Raw genomic sequence first — 16,290 nt, 5'->3', positions numbered from 1 at the left:
TTGGGACAGACAGTGTGTTAGATACGGTGATTGCACTCGCCACCGGCCTCGGCGCCGGTGCGGCGGCCTTTTCCGGGGCCTGGCTTATGTGGTTTTCGGGCCGTGACAAACGCCCGGCCGCCGCGCCCTCGTCCGGGCGGACGCAGACCGAGATGCTGGTCACCGACGGCGTCCTCACCGACGCCACCTTCCAGGCACGGCGCCTGCTCGATTGTTCCACCTGCGAACGGCTCGGCTGGTCCGAGATCGCGGCCGCGCTGCAACCGTTCTTCGGGCCCCTGCCCGACCGGCAGCCGGCCGAACCTGCGGTGCTGCCGGCGCTCGGCGATCCCGAAACGCTGCTGACCCTCACCCCCGCGGGGCGCTGCCTGCGCGTCACTCTCTCCGGCCCGCCGCTCGGCACCGGAGAATCACTGCGCCTGCGCGCCGACCAGCACGAACTCGCGCGGCTGCGCGGGGTCATGGCCCGCGCCCCCGCGCCGATCTGGCAGACCGATGCCGACCGCCAGGTGGTCTGGAGTAATGCCGGCTTTGCCGATCTCTGCGCCCAGGCCGGGCTTCCCGGCCAGACCGCCCCGCCCTTCGGCATCCTCCCCGGCCCGGACGAAGACGTGCATGTCACCCGCGCCAGCATCGGCCGGCGCGAGGACGGCACGCAATCCTGGTACGAGGTGCAATCCTACCGGGTGCCCGACGGCTGGCTGCATTTCGGCCAGAACATCGACGCGGTGATTCATGCCGAGGCGACGCAGCGCAACTTTCTCCAGACCCTCACGCGCATCTTCGCGCATCTGCCCATCGCGCTGGCGGTCTTCGACAAGGACCGGCGCCTTGTCCTGTTCAACCCGGCGCTGATCGACCTGACCTGCCTGCCGGCGGAATTCCTCAGCAGCCGGCCCAATCTGCTGAGCTTCTTCGATCTGCTGCGCGAAAAGCAGATGATGCCCGAGCCCAAGAACTACCGGAGCTGGTGCGAAAAGCTGAGCGATGTCATCGCCGCCGCAAGCAGCGATCTTTATATCGAAACCTGGAACCTGCCGTCGGGCCTGACCTACAAGATCACCGGACGGCCGCATCCGGACGGCGGCGTCGCCTTTCTCTTCGAGGACATCAGCGCCGAGATTTCGCTCACCCGCCGCTTCCGGCAGGAGATGGAGATCAGCCAGGCCGTGCTCGACTGTCTCGACGACGGCGTCGCGGTGTTCTCGCAGCTCGGCGTGCTGTCCTTCTGCAACGAGGCTTATCGCCGGCTCTGGGGCACGGACCCGGACAGCGCCTTTGCCGAGGTCGGCATCGCCGAGGCCACGCGCGACTGGCAGGCCGCCTGCAAGCCCAGCCCGATCTGGGCCGAGCTGCGCGACTTCGTGCTGACCCTGCGCGACCGCGCCGCCTGGGATGCCGAGCTGGAAACGCTCGCCGGGCAGCACATGCTGTGCCGGGCAGAACCGCTGGCGGGCGGTGCGACGCTGGTGCGCTTCGGCCAGATCCCCGCCCTGACCGCCCGTCAGCCGGACATGCAAACCGCCCGCGCCTGATCGCCCTTGCGCCGCCGGTCGGGCGCGATATTTTCGCGCCCATGACCCTGCCCCGCGCCGTCCTGACCCTGCCCTCGCCCGAGGCGACCTGCGCCCTCGCCGCCGCGCTGTCCGAAAAGCTGCGCCCGGGCGACGTGCTGCTGCTGTCCGGCGGCATCGGTGCCGGCAAGACCCATTTCGCGCGCTGTCTGATCCAGGCCCTCCAGGACCCGCCCGAGGATGTGCCCTCGCCCACCTTCACGCTGATCCAGGTCTACGACACGCCGGCGGGCGAGCTGTGGCACAGCGACCTTTACCGCCTCTCCGACCCCGACCAATGCATCGAGCTCGGGCTGACCGACGCCTTCGAAAGCGCCATCTGTCTGGTGGAATGGCCCGACCGCCTCCAGGACCTCGCCCCCGAGAGCGCGCTTTCGCTCAGCTTCGGCCCGGGTGAGACCGACGAGTCCCGCAGCCTGGCGCTCGACTGGCGCGACCCGCGCTGGGACGCGACGGTCGCGGAGCTTTCGGCATGAGCGCGGCCTTTCTCGCACGCGCCGGCTGGGACGCGGCCCGCGCCATGCCGCTTGCCGGAGACGCCTCGGCGCGGCGCTACACCCGGCTGGCACGCGGTGGCGAAACCGCGATCCTCATGGAAGATCCCGAGGGCGACACCGCGCTCTTCGCCCGGCTCGCGCGGCATCTGACGGCGCTTGGCCTCAGCGCCCCGCGCATCCTCGCCGAAGCGCCGGGCCTGCTGCTGCTCGAAGATCTGGGCGACGGGCTGATCGCCCGGCTCGCCACCGATCCCGAGACCGAAAAGCGTCTCTATATCGCCGCAACCGACGCGCTGATCGCCCTGCACCGCCATGCGCCGCCCGCAGAGCTGCCGCAGGCCGACCCGCCCCGTCTGGCGGCGATGACCGACCTCGCCTTCGATTGCTATGCCGCCGGCGCCGGCCACAGGCCCGCCGCCGACGCCGCCCGGATCTGCGCCGGGGCCTTCGAAACCGCGCTGCGGCAGCACGCCGCCGACACCGACGTGATGATCCTGCGCGATTTCCACGCCGAAAACATCCTCTGGCTGCCCGCGCGCGCGGGTGCCGCCCGCGCCGGGCTGCTGGATTTTCAGGACGCGCTGCAAGGCCACCGGGCCTATGATCTCGTCTCCCTGATCGAAGACGCGCGGCGCGACGTCTTGCCCGAGACCGCCGAGGCCGTCATCCGGCACTATCTTGACGCAACCGGCCTGCCGGACGCGCCGTTCCGCAGTGCCCTCGCCGTACTCGGCGCCCAGCGCAACCTGCGCATCCTGGGCGTCTTCGCGCGGCTTGCCGCCAGCCGTGGCAAGCCGCATTACATCGACCTCATCCCGCGTGTCTGGGGCCATCTGCAATCCGACCTGAGCCATCCCGCATTGGCCGGGATCGCCACGCTCCTGCAAGAGACGCTGCCCGCCCCGACGCCGGAAAGACTGCAAAGGCTGAAAACCCCATGCCCGATGCCCTGATGCTGTTTGCCGCCGGTTTCGGCACCCGCATGGGCGCGCTCACCGCCGACCGCCCCAAACCGCTGATCGAGGTGGCCGGCAAGCCGTTGATCGACCATGCGCTGGAGCTCACCGACGGTTTCGGCCCGCTGCGCCGCGTGGCCAACGCCCATTACCGCGCCGACCAGATCGAGACCCATCTCGCGGATCGCGGCATCGCCGTCTCGCGCGAGGAACCGCAGATCCTCGACACCGGCGGCGGGCTGCGCGCCGCGCTGCCGCTGCTCGGCGCCGATCCGGTCTTTACGCTCAACACCGATGCGGTCTGGTCCGGCCCCAACCCGCTGCGCCTTCTGGCCGAGGCCTGGGACCCCGACCGCATGGATGCGCTGCTGCTCTGCGTGCCCCTCGCCCGCGCGGTCGGCCGCAAGGGCGGCGGCGATTTCTCGATGGAGAACGACGGAAGGCTCCTCCGCCGGGGCGATCTTGTCTATACCGGCGCGCAGATCCTAAAGACCGGGGCGCTGGAGATCGTCCCCAGACCGGTCTTTTCGCTGAACCTGATCTGGAACGGCATGGACGCGGCGGGCCGCCTCTTTGGCCTGAGCTATCCCGGTCACTGGTGCGATGTCGGCCACCCCGAGGGCATAACGCTGGCCGAAGAGATGCTGGACGCCGATGTTTGACCCGGGCACGACCCCGCGCGTGTTCGCGCTTGCCTCAGGGGTCGATTTTCCCGCGGCGCTGGTCGCGGGGCTGCGCCGGCGCATGGCCGGGCAGCCGCCCGAGGCGATGGCGCGGGTCGAGCTGATCGTCAACACCACCCGCATGGCCCGCCGTATCCGGCAGATCTTCGACAGCGGCCCGGCCTGTCTGCTGCCCCGCATCCGCCTGCTGGGCGGTGTCGCCGATCCGGTGGCGCTGGCCCGGCTGCCCGCGCCCGTGTCACCGCTGCGCCGGCGGCTGGAACTGACCGGGCTGGTGTCGAAACTGCTCGACGCGCAGCCCGATCTCGCCCCGCGCACGGCGCTTTTCGATCTGGCCGACAGCCTTGCCACGCTGATGGACGAGATGCAGGACGAGGGCGTCTCGCCCGAAATCATCGCCGGGCTGGATGTCAGCGATGAGTCCGGCCACTGGCAGCGCGCGCTCAGCTTCCTTTCGATCGTGCAGCGCTATTTCGACACCGGAGAGGATGCGCCCGACACCAGCGCGTTCCGTCGTCTTGCGCTGGAACAGCGACTGAAAGACTGGGAAACGCGGCCGCCCGCACATCCGGTGATCCTGGCGGGCTCCACCGGCTCGCGCGGGATGACCAACCGGCTGATGCGCGCGGTGGCCGGACTGCCGCAAGGCGCGCTGGTGCTGCCCGGGTTCGATTTCGACACGCCCGAGCGGGTCTGGGACGGGCTGAGCGATGCGCTGTCGGGCGAGGATCACCCGCAATTCCGCTTTGCCAGGCTGATGGCCGATCTCGGCATCCGCGCAACAGAGGTGATGCGCTGGACCGACGATCCCGCCCCGCAGCCTGAACGCAACCGCCTGATCTCGCTGGCGCTCCGCCCGGCGCCGGTCACCGACCAGTGGCGCGACGAAGGGCCCGCGCTGCCCGATCTCGCCGCCGCCACCGCCGAGCTGACGCTGGTCGAGGCGCCCTCGCAGCGCGACGAGGCCACCGCCATCGCCCTGCGCCTGCGGCAAGCCGCCGAAGAGGGGGTGACGGCGGCGCTGATCACCCCCGACCGGATGCTGACCCGGCAGGTCACCGCGGCGCTCGATCGCTGGAACATCCTGCCCGACGACAGCGCCGGCACGCCGCTGCAACTGACCCCGCCGGGCCGCTTCCTGCGCCATGTGGCGGGCCTGTTCCAGCAGGAGCTGACCGCCGAGGCGCTGCTGACCCTGCTCAAGCATCCGCTCACCCACAGCACCCGGGCGCGCGGCGAGCATCTGCGCGCCACCCACGAGCTCGAACTGCATATCCGCGCCAAATCCTGGCCCTACCCGCAGCCCGAAAAGCTCCACGCCTGGGGTGTGGCGGCCAAGCAGGAGAGCTGGGCCGCGTGGGTCGTGGCCTGTTTCTGCCAGCCACCGGTGCGCGGCACCCGGTCTCTTTCCGACTGGATCGCCACGCATCTGGAACGCGCCGAGAAGATCGCCGCAGGGCCCGAGGCGGAGGACTCCGAGCTGTGGAAAGAGGCCGCCGGGCGCAAGACCCGGTCGGTGGTCGCGGCGCTAAAGGCCGAGGCCGCCCATGGCACCGATCTCGACCCGCGCGATTATGCCGATCTTTTCGGCGCCATCCTTGCCCGCGAGGAGCTGCGCGACCGCGACGCCCCGCATCCGCGCATTCTGATCTGGGGCACGCTCGAGGCGCGGGTGATGGGCGCCGATCTGCTGATCCTCGGCGGGCTCAACGAAGGAAGCTGGCCGGAACTGCCCGGCGCCGACCCCTGGCTGAACCGGCGAATGCGGCACAAGGCGGGGCTGCTCGTGCCGGAACGGCGCATCGGGCTTGCCGCCCATGATTTCCAGCAGGCCGTGGCGGCGCCGCAGGTCTGGCTCACCCGCGCGCTGAAATCCGACGATGCCGAAACGGTGCCCTCGCGCTGGCTGAACCGGCTCACCAACCTGATGAACGGGCTGCCCCAGCGCAGCGGCCCCGAGGCGCTGAAGGACATGCGGCGGCGCGGCGCCCACTGGCTGGCGCTGGCCCGCGCGCTGGAAGAGCCGCTTCCCAGCGCCCCCGCGCCGCGCCCCTCGCCCGCCCCGCCCGTCGCCGCGCGGCCGCGCCGGCTGTCGGTCACCGAGATCAAGCATCTGATCCGCGACCCGTTCCACATCTACGCCAAGCGGGTGCTGCGCCTTGCGCCGCTGAACCCGCTGCAACGCGCCCCCGACGCGCTGCTGCGCGGCACGCTGATCCACCGCGTGCTTGAGGAGTTCATCAAGGAAAGCGTCTCTGATCCGGCGCAACTCCGCGCCGACGTCCTGCTGCACAAAGCCGCGCAGATCGTCGGCGACCCGGAGATCGTGCCCTATCCGACGACCCGCCACCTGTGGCTGGCGCGGATTGCGCGGATCGCCGACTGGTTCACCGAGACCGAGCTGGCCCGCCGGACCCTTGCCCATCCGACCCATTTCGAGATCATGGGTCAGGCGCTGATCCCCGCGCTTGGCTTTACCCTGCGCGGCAAAGCCGACCGGATCGACATCGACGCGCGCGGCAACGCCCATCTCTACGATTACAAGACCGGCACCGCGCCAAGCCCCAAGGAACAGCGCTATTTCGACAAGCAGCTCTTGCTCGAGGCTGCCATGATCGAGCGCGGCGCCTTCAAGGATCTGCACCCCAGACACACCGAACGGGCGGTGTTCGTCTCGGTCGCCGCGACACCCAAGGAAGTGCCCGCCCCGCTCGACGAGGCGCCCGCCGCACAGGTCTGGGACGAGTTCGAGCGGCTGATGACCCGCTGGTTCGAACGCGAACGCGGCTATACCGCCCGCGCCGCGCTGCTCAAGGAAAAGGACCTGTCCGAATACGATCACCTGTCCCGGTTCGGCGAATGGGATTTGATCGACACGCCGAAGCCCGAGGTGCTGGAATGAGCCGCAACGACGCCAGCGAACGCCAGGTTCAGGCCGCCCGTCCGGATATGTCGACCTGGCTGTCGGCCAATGCCGGATCGGGCAAGACGCGGGTGCTGACCGACCGGGTGGCGCGGCTGCTGCTCGACGGGGTGCTGCCGGAACATATCCTCTGCCTCACCTACACCAAGGCCGCCGCGACCGAGATGCAGAACCGGCTGTTCCGCCGGCTCGGCGCCTGGGCGATGCTCGACGACGGCAGCCTGCGCGACGAGCTGCGCCAGCTCGGGCTCGACGGGGCCTTGCCGCCCGACCGTCTGGCCGGCGCGCGCACGCTTTTTGCCCGCGCCATCGAAACGCCCGGCGGGCTGCGCATCCAGACGATCCATTCCTTCTGCGCCAGCCTGCTGCGCCGCTTCCCGCTCGAAGCCGGAGTCTCGCCGCAGTTCCACGAGATGGAGGATCGCGCCGCGCAACGACTGCGCGCCGAGGTGCTGGACCGGCTGTCCGAAGGCGCAAAAGCACCTCTGGTGGCCGAGATGGCGCCCTGGCTGCCGGAAAACCACGAGGCGTTCCTCGCGGAAATCTGCGGAAACAGAGACACATTCCTGCCGCCCCGCTCCGAGACGGCGATCTGGGCGCTGTACGGGCTACAACCCGGCGACGACGAGGACTCGCTGCTCTCGCAGGTCTTTCTGGGCGGCGAGGCGGAGCTTGTCGGCGAGGCGCTTCCCATCCTGCGAATGGGCAAGAGCACCGACCAGACCGCCGCGGAAAAGCTCTCTGGCGTCTCGGGGCGCGATCTGGACAGTCTTGTCGCGCTTGAAGCGGCCTTTCTAACACAGAAGGGCACCCGCAGCAGCCGCGTCCCGACAAAAGACACCAAGGCCGCGCTTGGCGGGCTCTGGGACCGGCTCGACCAGCTCGCCGCGCGGGTCGAGGATGCCCGTGAAACCCGGCTCGCCCTCGCCGCCGCCCGGCGCGAGCACGCGCTGCACCGCTTCGCGCAGGCTTTCCTCCCCGCCTACGAGGCCGAGAAGCAGCGCCGCGGCTGGCTCGATTTCGACGATCTGGTGACCCGCGCCCGAGACCTGCTCTCCGACGACCGCGTCGCGGAATGGGTGCTGTTCCGGCTCGACGGCGGCATCGACCACATTCTGGTGGACGAGGCGCAGGATACCTCGCCGGTGCAATGGCAGGTGATCGAGCGGCTCGCGCATGAGTTCACCAGCGGCGAAGGCGCGCGCTCGGATGTGCGCCGCACGATCTTTGTCGTGGGCGACAAGAAGCAGTCGATCTATTCCTTCCAGGGCGCCGACCCGCGCGAGTTCGACCGCATGTGCGACGAATTCGCCGAACGGCTGAAACGCACCGACGCGCCGCTGTGCCGCATGATGCTGGAATACAGCTTTCGGTCCGCCGACCCGATCCTGCGCCTGGTGGACACCACCTTCGAGGGGCGCGAGGCGGCGGGGTTCTCCCAGGATCAAAAGCACCGCGCCTTCAAGACGCAGATGCCCGGGCGCGTCGATCTCTGGCCGGCCGTCGAGCCGACGAAGGACGAAGAGGAAGATCGCGACTGGTTCGAACCGGTCGACCGGGTGGGCCAGCAGCATCACGCGGTGATCCTTGCCAACCGCGTCGCCGGCTTTATCGCCCGCACCATCGGCACGCCGCTGCCCGAAGAGATCGGCCATAGCGGCAGCTACCAGACGCGCCCTGCCCATGCCGGCGATTTCCTGATCCTCGTGCGCGGGCGCGGCGCGCTCTTTGCCGAGATCATCCGCGCCTGCAAGCAGCGCGCCCTGCCCATCGCCGGCGCCGACCGCCTCAAGGTCATGTCCGAGCTGGCGGTGAAGGACATCGGCGCGCTGCTGTCCTTTCTTGCCACCCCCGAAGACGACCTGTCGCTGGCCACCGCGCTGCGCTCTCCGCTATTTAGCCTGTCGGAACAGGCGTTGTTCACATTGGCCCACAGCCGCAAGGAGGGCAGCTATCTCTGGGCCGAGTTGCGCGGGAAGAGAGACGATTTTCCCGAGGTTCTGGCGATTCTGGACGATCTGCGCGGCAAGGCCGATTTCCTGCGCCCCTACGATCTGATCGAACGGATCCTGATCCGCCATGACGGGCGGCAAAAGCTGCTCGGGCGGCTGGGGGAAGAGGCCGAGGACGGCGTCAACGCCCTGTTGCAGCAGGCGCTGGCCTATGAGCAGACCGAGGTGCCGTCGCTCACCGGCTTCCTCGAATGGATGCAGACCGACGATCTGGAGATCAAGCGCGCACCCGACAGCGCCGGGGCGCGCATCCGGGTGATGACGGTGCACGGGGCCAAGGGGCTCGAAGCACCCATCGTCATCCTGCCCGATTGCGCCAAACCCATGGTGACGATCCGCGAAAGCCTGCTCGAAGGCGAGACCGGCACGGTCTGGAAGGCCAGCGCCGACAGCCAGCCGCAGGTACAGGCCGAGGCACTGGCGCGCGCCAAGGATGCCGATCAGCGCGAACGCGACCGGCTGCTCTATGTGGCGCTGACCCGGGCCGAGAAATGGCTGGTGGTGGCCGCCGCCGGCGATCTCGGGAAGGACGGCAGCGCCTGGTACGATCAGGTGCGCGGCGGCATGACGCGCGCGGGCGCGATTCCCGCGGAATACGACTTCGGCGCCTGGGGGCGCGGCGACGGGCTGCGGCTGGGTGACGCGGACTGGAGCGATCTGCCCCACGAAACGCGCCCCGAAGAGCCCGAGACCAAAGCCGCCCTGCCCGAGCTCTTCCGCCTGCCGGCCCCCGCCGCCGCGCCGCTGCCCGAGTCGCGCTCGCCCTCGGATCTCGGCGGCGCCAAGGCGCTGAGCGGCGAAGAGGGCGAGGACCCGGACGAGGCGAAACGGCGCGGCACCGTGCTGCACCTGCTTCTGGAACATCTCGCCGCGCTGCCGGCGGCCGAGCGTGCCGCCGCCGTGCCGCATGTCCTGGCCATCGCCGAAGAGCTGCCCGACGAGACCGACACGCTGGCATCCGAGGCGCTGGCGGTTCTGGATGCCCCCGGGCTTGCCCGCTTCTTCGCGGCGGACAGTATCGCCGAGGTGCCCGTTTCCGCCGAGATAGAGCCGGTCGGGCGCATCCATGGCATCATCGACCGGTTGCTTGTCCTGCCCGACCGGGTGGTGGCGGTGGATTTCAAATCGAACCGAACGGTGCCCGACTGCCCGGCGGACACGCCCGAGGGCCTGCTGCGCCAGATGGGGGCCTATGCCGCCGCATTGGCGCAGATTTGGCCGGATCGCGAAGTCGAAACCGGGCTCATCTGGACCACGACGCAAAGCTATATGGCGCTACCACACGATCTTGTGTCTGCGGCGTTGGCGCGCGCTACAACGGCTTGACGACTCTCCGGCGCCTACCTACCTTCCCCACTCAAGTTTTCCGGCTGCCCAACCCGCAAGGAGAGAATCATGGCCACCGTTCCCGTCACCGACGCGACCTTCGATGAGGAAGTGAAAGGCTCCGACATTCCCGTCGTGGTCGATTTCTGGGCCGAATGGTGCGGCCCCTGCAAGCAGATCGGCCCGGCTCTGGAAGAGCTGGCCAAGGAATACGAAGGCAAGGTGAAGATCGCCAAGGTCGATGTCGACCACAACCACGGCGTTGCCGCCGCCCTCGGCGTGCGCGGCATCCCGGCGCTGTTCCTGTTCAAGGACGGTGAAGTGGTCTCCAACCGCACCGGCGCGGCCCCCAAAGCCTCGATCGAAAGCTGGATCAAAGACGCGCTCTGATCCGCGCCTTCCAGAACAATCCGAAAGGCCCCGCACCGGCGGGGCCTTTTTCGTTCCGGGCCCCCGCCGCACCCCACCCGGCCCCCGGTGCATTTCCTTCCGCCCGGCTCTGCGCTATGCCCGGAGCCGGGAACGCCGCCTTGTCGCGGCCCGCTCCGGCCCCCATATGGCGGCAAGCAGGAAAGGAAGCAGCACATGTCCGATCAGGATTTCCCCGGCTGGCACGGCACCACGATCATCGGCATCCGCAAGGGCGGACAGGTGGTCATCGCGGGTGACGGGCAGGTGAGCCTCGGCCAGACCGTGATCAAGGGCACCGCCCGCAAGGTGCGCCGGCTTGCGCCCGGCGGCTACGATGTGGTCTGCGGCTTTGCCGGCTCCACCGCCGATGCCTTCACCCTGCTGGAACGGCTGGAAGGCAAGCTGGAAAAGACCCCGGGCCAGTTGCAGCGCGCCTGTGTCGAGCTGGCCAAGGACTGGCGCACCGACAAATACCTGCAAAAGCTCGAAGCCATGCTGATCGTCACCGATGGCGCCGAGCTTTACGTGATCACCGGCGCGGGCGATGTGCTGGAGCCCGAACACGACGTGGCGGCCATCGGCTCGGGCGGCAATTTCGCGCTGGCCGCGGCGCGGGCGCTGATGGACAGCGATCATTCCGCCGAAGAGATCGCCCGCCGCGCCATGGCCATCGCTGCCGACATCTGCGTCTACACCAATGGCAATCTCACCGTTGAGAGCATTTCGGCCTGAGACGCGCCCCGAAAGGACCACCATGACCGACCTGACCCCCCGCGAGATCGTCTCGGAGCTCGACCGTTTCATCATCGGCCAGCAGGATGCCAAGCGCGCCGTGGCCGTCGCCCTGCGCAACCGCTGGCGCCGCAAGCAGCTCTCCGAGGATCTGCGCGACGAGGTCTATCCCAAGAATATCCTGATGATCGGCCCCACCGGCGTCGGCAAGACCGAGATCTCGCGCCGCCTCGCCAAGCTCGCAAAGGCGCCCTTCATCAAGGTCGAGGCGACGAAATTCACCGAGGTAGGCTATGTCGGCCGCGACGTGGAGCAGATCGTCCGCGATCTGGTCGATAGTGCCATCGCCATGACCCGCGAACAGATGCGCGAGGACGTCAAGGCCGCCGCCCACAAGGCTGCCGAGGACCGGGTGATCGAGGCCATCGCCGGCACCGATGCGCGTGAGGGCACGCGCGAGATGTTCCGCAAGAAGCTGCGCAGCGGCGAGCTGGACGATACCGAGATCGAACTCGACGTGGCAGAAACCGCCTCGCCCTTCCCGATGATGGAGATCCCCGGCCAGCCCGGCCAGAACATGGGGATGATGAATCTCTCCGATCTCTTCGGAAAGGCGTTTGGCGGGCGCACCGCCCGCAAGAAGATGAGCGTGGCGCAAAGCTATGAAGTGCTGATCCAGGAAGAGGCCGACAAGCTGCTCGACGACGAGGTCGTGAAAACCGCCGCGCTGGAAGCGGTGGAGCAGAACGGCATCGTGTTTCTCGACGAGATCGACAAGGTGGCGGCGCGTCAGGAGACGCGGGGCGGAGATGTCAGCCGCGAGGGCGTGCAGCGCGATCTGCTGCCGCTGATCGAAGGCACGACGGTCAGCACCAAACACGGGCCGGTCAAGACCGACCATATCCTGTTCATCGCCTCCGGTGCCTTCCACATCGCCAAACCCTCGGATCTGCTGCCCGAGCTTCAGGGCCGCCTGCCGATCCGGGTGAACCTGCGGGCACTGACCGAAGAGGATTTCGTCCGCATCCTGACCGAGACCGACAACGCGCTGACCCGGCAATACACCGCGCTGATGCAGACCGAAGAGGTCGCCGTCAGCTTCACCGAGGACGGCATCCAGGCGCTGGCCCGGATCGCCGCCGAGGTGAACGAGTCGATCGAGAATATCGGCGCGCGCAGGCTCTACACCATCATGGAACGGGTCTTTGAGGAACTGTCCTTTACCGCGCCGGACCGCGCGGGCGATGCGGTGACGGTGAATGCCGAATTCGTGGAAACCTATCTTGGCGAGCTGACCCGCTCGGCCGACCTGAGCCGTTACGTGCTCTGACCCGCCGCGAAGAACCGGGCGGGCCGCGGGCCGCCCAGGGTTACTTCAGCACCGGATGCCGGTTCGACGCGGCGAATTCGGTGATCGTCATCCTGGCCACCTCGTGAATGGCGAAGGGATCCTGCGCCATCAGCGCCGCAACCTCGTCCTTCGAGGCACCGATGGCAATGATCACCCCGCCGCTGCGCGGGCTCTTAGGGCCCGAGGCCAGAAACCGCCCCTGCCCGTAACCTTCGGCGATAAAGGCCATATGCGGCTCCAGCACCGGCTCGATCTCGGCAAAGGGCACGATATATTCGATGTCCACGACAAAGAGGCTGTGCCCCTCGGGAATGACGCTCATGTCTCTGCTCCTCAGGCCGGGTTGATCGCGGCGGTGACGTAGTTCACCGACAGGTCGCGGTCCGAGATCGTCCACGCCCAGCTCACCGGGTTGAAGACATAGCCCTTGCGGTCCACCGGCTCCAGACCCGCCTCGCGCAGCAGCTTGTAAAGCTCGTCCGGCGTGATGAACTTCGACCATTCATGCGTGCCCTTGGGCAGCCAGCGCATGACGTATTCCGCCCCGACGATCGCCATGGCAAAGCTCTTGGGGTTGCGGTTGATGGTCGAGCAAAGATGCAGCCCGCCCGGCTTCAGCAACTGCCGGCAGGCGGTGAGAAAGGCCAGAGGATCGGCCACATGCTCGACCACCTCCATGTTCAGCACCACGTCGAACCGCTCGCCCGCCGCCGCCAGCGCCTCGGCGGTGTCGTGGCGATAGTCGATCTCGAGCCCGGATTGCGCCGCATGGGTCATCGCCACGGGAATGTTGCGCTCTGCCGCATCGACCCCCACGATCTCGGCACCGAGCCGCGCCATGGGTTCGCACAACAGCCCGCCACCGCAGCCGATGTCGAGGATGCGCAGCCCCTCGAACGGCGCGGGCTGCGTCAGATCGCGCCCGAACTCGCCCGCCACCTGGGCGGTGATATAGTCGAGCCGCACGGGATTCATCATGTGCAGCGGCTTGAACTTGCCGTTCGGGTCCCACCATTCGGCGGCCATCGCTTCGAACTTGGCGATCTCGGAAGGGTCGACGGTCACGGTCATAGGTCACATTTCCCCATGGTCATTTGGGTTTCCATGCCAATATAGATGGGACATGGACAAATTCTCGGGCCAAAAGCGCGCAGTGCAATATCTCTATCCGGCCATCGACCCGTTCGATCAACGCATGATCGACATGGGCGACGGGCACAAGATCTATATGGAACAATGCGGCAACCCGCGCGGCGTGCCGGTGATCGTGTTTCACGGCGGGCCCGGCGGCGGCTGCTCTCCGGCGATGCGGCGCTATTTCGATCCGCGCGTGTTCCGCGTGGTGCTGTTCGATCAGCGCGGCTGCGGACGGTCGCGGCCCCATGCCAGCATCACCGACAACACCACCTGGCACCTGATCTCCGACATCGAGCGCATCCGCGAGACGCTGGGCATCGAGCAGTTCATCGTCTTCGGCGGAAGCTGGGGCGCGACGCTGGCGCTGGTCTATGCCATCAGCCACCCCGAGCGCGTGCGCCATCTGGTGCTGCGCGGGGTCTTCATGATGACCCGGGCCGAGCTGGACTGGTTCTATGGCGGCGGCGCGGGGCAGTTCTGGCCCGAGCCCTGGGCGCGGTTCACCGATCTCATCCCCGAAGACGAGCGGGGCGACCTGATCGCCGCCTATCACCGGCGGCTGTTCTCCGGCGATCTCCAGGAAGAGACCCGCTTTGCCCGCGCCTGGTCGGGCTGGGAAAACGCGCTGGCCTCGGTCTATTCCAACGGGGCCGGCGGCGACGCGCCGGGCGATTACGCCCGCGCCTTCGCGCGGCTGGAGAACCATTATTTCGTCCATGACGGCTTTCTCGAGGAAGACGGCTGGATTCTGAAGAACGTGGACAAGCTGCACGGCATCCCCGGGGTGATCGTGCAGGGCCGCTACGACATGATCTGCCCGCCGCAACGTGCCTGGGAACTGGCGCAGGCCTGGCCCGACGCCGATCTGCGGATGATCCGCAACGCCGGCCACGCGCTCTCAGAGCCTGGAATCAGCGCCGAACTGGTGCGCGCGATGGACCAGATCGCAGGCGCGATGGACGGCCCCGGGGCCTGAACGACAGCCGCTCCGCCAGAGAAATGCACCCGCGACGCCGGTCGCGGCGCAATGCCGCGCGCAGAGCGGAAACTTTGCTTGGGCTCCTTGCGACTTGCCCCTAAGATGCTTCGGCGCCGGGCGCCTGCCCCCGCACCGCAAGGACTCTCGAAAGACCCGCCCATGAGTGGTTTCAAACGCCGTCGCCTGATCCAATCCGCCCTCGCCGCCGCAGTGCTGGGCGCGTCGGGTCTTGCCGCCGGAACCGCACGGGCCGGCGGGACACTGCGCGCGGCACTGGGCGGCGCGCACCGCTCCGACAATTGGGACGCGCGCAACCACGCCGATTTCTTCATGGTCGCCGCCGCGCAGGGCGCGGTCTTCGACACGCTGACCGAGGTCGCCGCCGATGGCAGCCTGCGCGGAGAGCTGGCGACCGGCTGGGATGCCAGCGCCGATGCGCGCGTCTGGACGGTCACGCTGCGCGAAGGCGTGCGCTTTCACAACGGCAAGCCCTTCAGCGCCGAAGACGTCATCGCCTCGCTCCGCCTGCATCTCGATCCCAGGGCCGGATCGGGCGCCCGCCCGCTGGTGGCCTCCATCGCGCAGATGGAGCGCCTCTCCGATCACCGGATCCGCTTTACCCTGTCCGCCGGAAACGCCGATTTCCCCTATCTGCTCGCCGATTATCACCTGCTGATCTACCCTGCGGGACAGATCGACGAGGCCATGGCGAAGGGCATCGGCACCGGCCTTTATCGGGTAGAGCATTTCGACCCCGGCGTGCGCTTTCTCGGCAAGCGGGTCGCGGGTCACTACAAGGACGGGCAGGCCGGCTGGTTCGACGAGATCGAGTTCATCGCGATGAACGACGGCGCCGCGCGGGTTTCGGCGCTGCGCGCGGGCCGGGTGGATGCGATCAACCGGGTGGCGCCGCAGCGCGCGGCGCGGCTGCGGGCGGCCCCGGGCCTGCGGCTACAGGATGTGCCCGGAAACCAGTATTACGGCTTTGCCATGCAGACCGGCGCGGCGCCCTTCGATGCGGTGCAGATCCGGCAGGCGCTGAAACACGCGATCGACCGTCACGAGATGGTGGACAGGCTGTTGCTTGGCCATGGCCGCGTCGGGGCGGACAGCCCGCTTGGCCCGGCCAATCAATATGTCGCCGATCTGACGCCCCCGCCCTACGACCCCGACCGCGCCCGCTATCATCTGCGGCAGGCCGGCCTGTCATCGCTGACCTTGCCGCTATCCGTTTCCGAAGGCGCCTTCGAAGGCGCCCCCGACGCGGCTGAACTGTTCCGCGACTCGGCCCGTGCCGCAGGCATTTCGCTCGAGATCGTTCCGGAACAGGCCGAGGGCTATTGGACGCGGGTCTGGCGCAAGACGCCCTTCTGCGCCTGTGCCTGGTCGGGGCGCGTCACCGAGGACTGGATGTTCTCGACCGCGTTGCAACACGGCGCGCCCTGGAACGACACGCAATGGGGCCTTGAGCAGAGCCCGCGCTTTCAGGCGCTTCTGGGCGAGGCGCGCTCGGAGCTCGACAGCGCGAAGCGGCGCGCGCTTTACGGCGAGATGCAGCAGATCCTGCGCGACGAGGGCGGGCTGCTGATCCCGGTCTTCGCCAACCACCTCCAGGCGGTGAGCGACCGCATCGCCACACCCGCCACGCTGGGCAATCTCTGGCAGATGGATAACGCGCGCTTTGCCGAGCGCTGGTGGCGGGCGTAAGG

Annotated in this window: 13 protein-coding genes; 11 read left to right on the top strand and 2 right to left on the bottom strand. The window is 68.3% G+C overall.

The window, feature by feature from the left end; genetic code table 11:
- Nucleotides 1-14 precede the first annotated feature (14 nt).
- The 9 genes from M4578_RS17310 to hslU all read left to right on the top strand — a co-directional run bounded on the left by M4578_RS17310 (nt 15) and on the right by hslU (nt 12,444).
- The gene (locus tag M4578_RS17310) at nt 15-1,535 is read left to right on the top strand and encodes a PAS-domain containing protein (protein WP_258094550.1); all 1,521 of its coding nucleotides are present in this window, start codon (nt 15-17) and stop codon (nt 1,533-1,535) included.
- Between the two features lie 41 nt (nt 1,536-1,576).
- Nucleotides 1,577-2,050, top strand: coding sequence for a tRNA (adenosine(37)-N6)-threonylcarbamoyltransferase complex ATPase subunit type 1 TsaE (gene tsaE / locus M4578_RS17305; RefSeq protein WP_258094549.1), 474 nt, complete (start codon nt 1,577-1,579; stop codon nt 2,048-2,050).
- Nucleotides 2,047-3,024: an aminoglycoside phosphotransferase family protein gene (locus M4578_RS17300; RefSeq protein ID WP_258094548.1), complete on the top strand. Its 978-nt coding sequence runs from the start codon at nt 2,047-2,049 to the stop codon at nt 3,022-3,024. The genes tsaE and M4578_RS17300 overlap by 4 nt, the downstream gene beginning before the upstream one ends.
- Nucleotides 3,009-3,689 (top strand): nucleotidyltransferase family protein, encoded by a 681-nt coding sequence (locus M4578_RS17295; protein WP_258094547.1) that lies wholly within the window; start codon nt 3,009-3,011, stop codon nt 3,687-3,689. The genes M4578_RS17300 and M4578_RS17295 overlap by 16 nt, the downstream gene beginning before the upstream one ends.
- Entirely contained in the window at nt 3,682-6,612 is a 2,931-nt protein-coding gene (gene addB / locus M4578_RS17290; RefSeq protein ID WP_258094546.1) for a double-strand break repair protein AddB, read from the top strand. The genes M4578_RS17295 and addB overlap by 8 nt, the downstream gene beginning before the upstream one ends.
- On the top strand, nt 6,609-9,971 hold the full coding sequence (gene addA / locus M4578_RS17285; protein WP_258094545.1) for a double-strand break repair helicase AddA: 3,363 nt from the start codon (nt 6,609-6,611) through the stop codon (nt 9,969-9,971). Before addB ends, addA begins: the two co-directional genes overlap by 4 nt.
- 69 nt (nt 9,972-10,040) lie before the next feature.
- Complete coding sequence (trxA, locus tag M4578_RS17280) at nt 10,041-10,361, top strand: thioredoxin (protein ID WP_258094544.1); 321 nt, start codon at nt 10,041-10,043, stop codon at nt 10,359-10,361.
- Nucleotides 10,362-10,556: 195 nt separating this feature from the next.
- On the top strand, nt 10,557-11,114 hold the full coding sequence (hslV, locus tag M4578_RS17275; RefSeq protein ID WP_258094543.1) for an ATP-dependent protease subunit HslV: 558 nt from the start codon (nt 10,557-10,559) through the stop codon (nt 11,112-11,114).
- 22 nt (nt 11,115-11,136) lie between these two features.
- Complete coding sequence (hslU, locus tag M4578_RS17270) at nt 11,137-12,444, top strand: ATP-dependent protease ATPase subunit HslU (RefSeq protein ID WP_258094542.1); 1,308 nt, start codon at nt 11,137-11,139, stop codon at nt 12,442-12,444.
- A gap of 40 nt (nt 12,445-12,484) precedes the next feature.
- Here the strand turns inward: hslU and M4578_RS17265 are convergent, their stop codons facing one another.
- Together M4578_RS17265 and ubiG are read right to left on the bottom strand one after the other, a co-directional pair.
- Nucleotides 12,485-12,787, bottom strand: coding sequence for a YciI family protein (locus M4578_RS17265; RefSeq protein WP_258094541.1), 303 nt, complete (start codon nt 12,785-12,787; stop codon nt 12,485-12,487).
- An 11-nt stretch (nt 12,788-12,798) separates the two neighbouring features.
- Nucleotides 12,799-13,536, bottom strand: coding sequence for a bifunctional 2-polyprenyl-6-hydroxyphenol methylase/3-demethylubiquinol 3-O-methyltransferase UbiG (gene ubiG, locus M4578_RS17260; protein WP_258094540.1), 738 nt, complete (start codon nt 13,534-13,536; stop codon nt 12,799-12,801).
- A gap of 52 nt (nt 13,537-13,588) precedes the next feature.
- On the opposite strand from ubiG, the gene pip reads away from it, so the two are divergent.
- Nucleotides 13,589-14,578, top strand: a complete 990-nt coding sequence (pip, locus tag M4578_RS17255) for a prolyl aminopeptidase (RefSeq protein WP_258094539.1) — start codon at nt 13,589-13,591, stop codon at nt 14,576-14,578.
- A gap of 162 nt (nt 14,579-14,740) precedes the next feature.
- The gene (locus M4578_RS17250; RefSeq protein WP_258094538.1) at nt 14,741-16,288 is read left to right on the top strand and encodes an ABC transporter substrate-binding protein; all 1,548 of its coding nucleotides are present in this window, start codon (nt 14,741-14,743) and stop codon (nt 16,286-16,288) included.
- Nucleotides 16,289-16,290: the final 2 nt, after the last annotated feature.

The sequence above is a fragment of the Salipiger pentaromativorans genome, assembly GCF_024721115.1.
GTDB classification, from domain to species: domain Bacteria; phylum Pseudomonadota; class Alphaproteobacteria; order Rhodobacterales; family Rhodobacteraceae; genus Salipiger; species Salipiger pentaromativorans.
Note: the sequence above shows the minus strand (reverse complement) of the source record. Positions and strands in the feature narration are given on the sequence as shown.

Bases quoted from the DNA above. Each gene is read 5' to 3' on its own strand.
- trxA (WP_258094544.1), top strand. From the start codon at position 10,041: ATGGCCACCGTTCCCGTCACCGACGCGACCTTCGATGAGGAAGTGAAA.
- M4578_RS17295 (WP_258094547.1), top strand. From the start codon at position 3,009: ATGCCCGATGCCCTGATGCTGTTTGCCGCCGGTTTCGGCACCCGCATG.
- addA (WP_258094545.1), top strand. From the start codon at position 6,609: ATGAGCCGCAACGACGCCAGCGAACGCCAGGTTCAGGCCGCCCGTCCG.
- ubiG (WP_258094540.1), bottom strand. From the start codon at position 13,536: ATGACCGTGACCGTCGACCCTTCCGAGATCGCCAAGTTCGAAGCGATG.
- tsaE (WP_258094549.1), top strand. From the start codon at position 1,577: ATGACCCTGCCCCGCGCCGTCCTGACCCTGCCCTCGCCCGAGGCGACC.
- addB (WP_258094546.1), top strand. From the start codon at position 3,682: ATGTTTGACCCGGGCACGACCCCGCGCGTGTTCGCGCTTGCCTCAGGG.
- M4578_RS17300 (WP_258094548.1), top strand. From the start codon at position 2,047: ATGAGCGCGGCCTTTCTCGCACGCGCCGGCTGGGACGCGGCCCGCGCC.
- hslV (WP_258094543.1), top strand. From the start codon at position 10,557: ATGTCCGATCAGGATTTCCCCGGCTGGCACGGCACCACGATCATCGGC.
- M4578_RS17265 (WP_258094541.1), bottom strand. From the start codon at position 12,787: ATGAGCGTCATTCCCGAGGGGCACAGCCTCTTTGTCGTGGACATCGAA.
- pip (WP_258094539.1), top strand. From the start codon at position 13,589: ATGGACAAATTCTCGGGCCAAAAGCGCGCAGTGCAATATCTCTATCCG.
- M4578_RS17250 (WP_258094538.1), top strand. From the start codon at position 14,741: ATGAGTGGTTTCAAACGCCGTCGCCTGATCCAATCCGCCCTCGCCGCC.
- hslU (WP_258094542.1), top strand. From the start codon at position 11,137: ATGACCGACCTGACCCCCCGCGAGATCGTCTCGGAGCTCGACCGTTTC.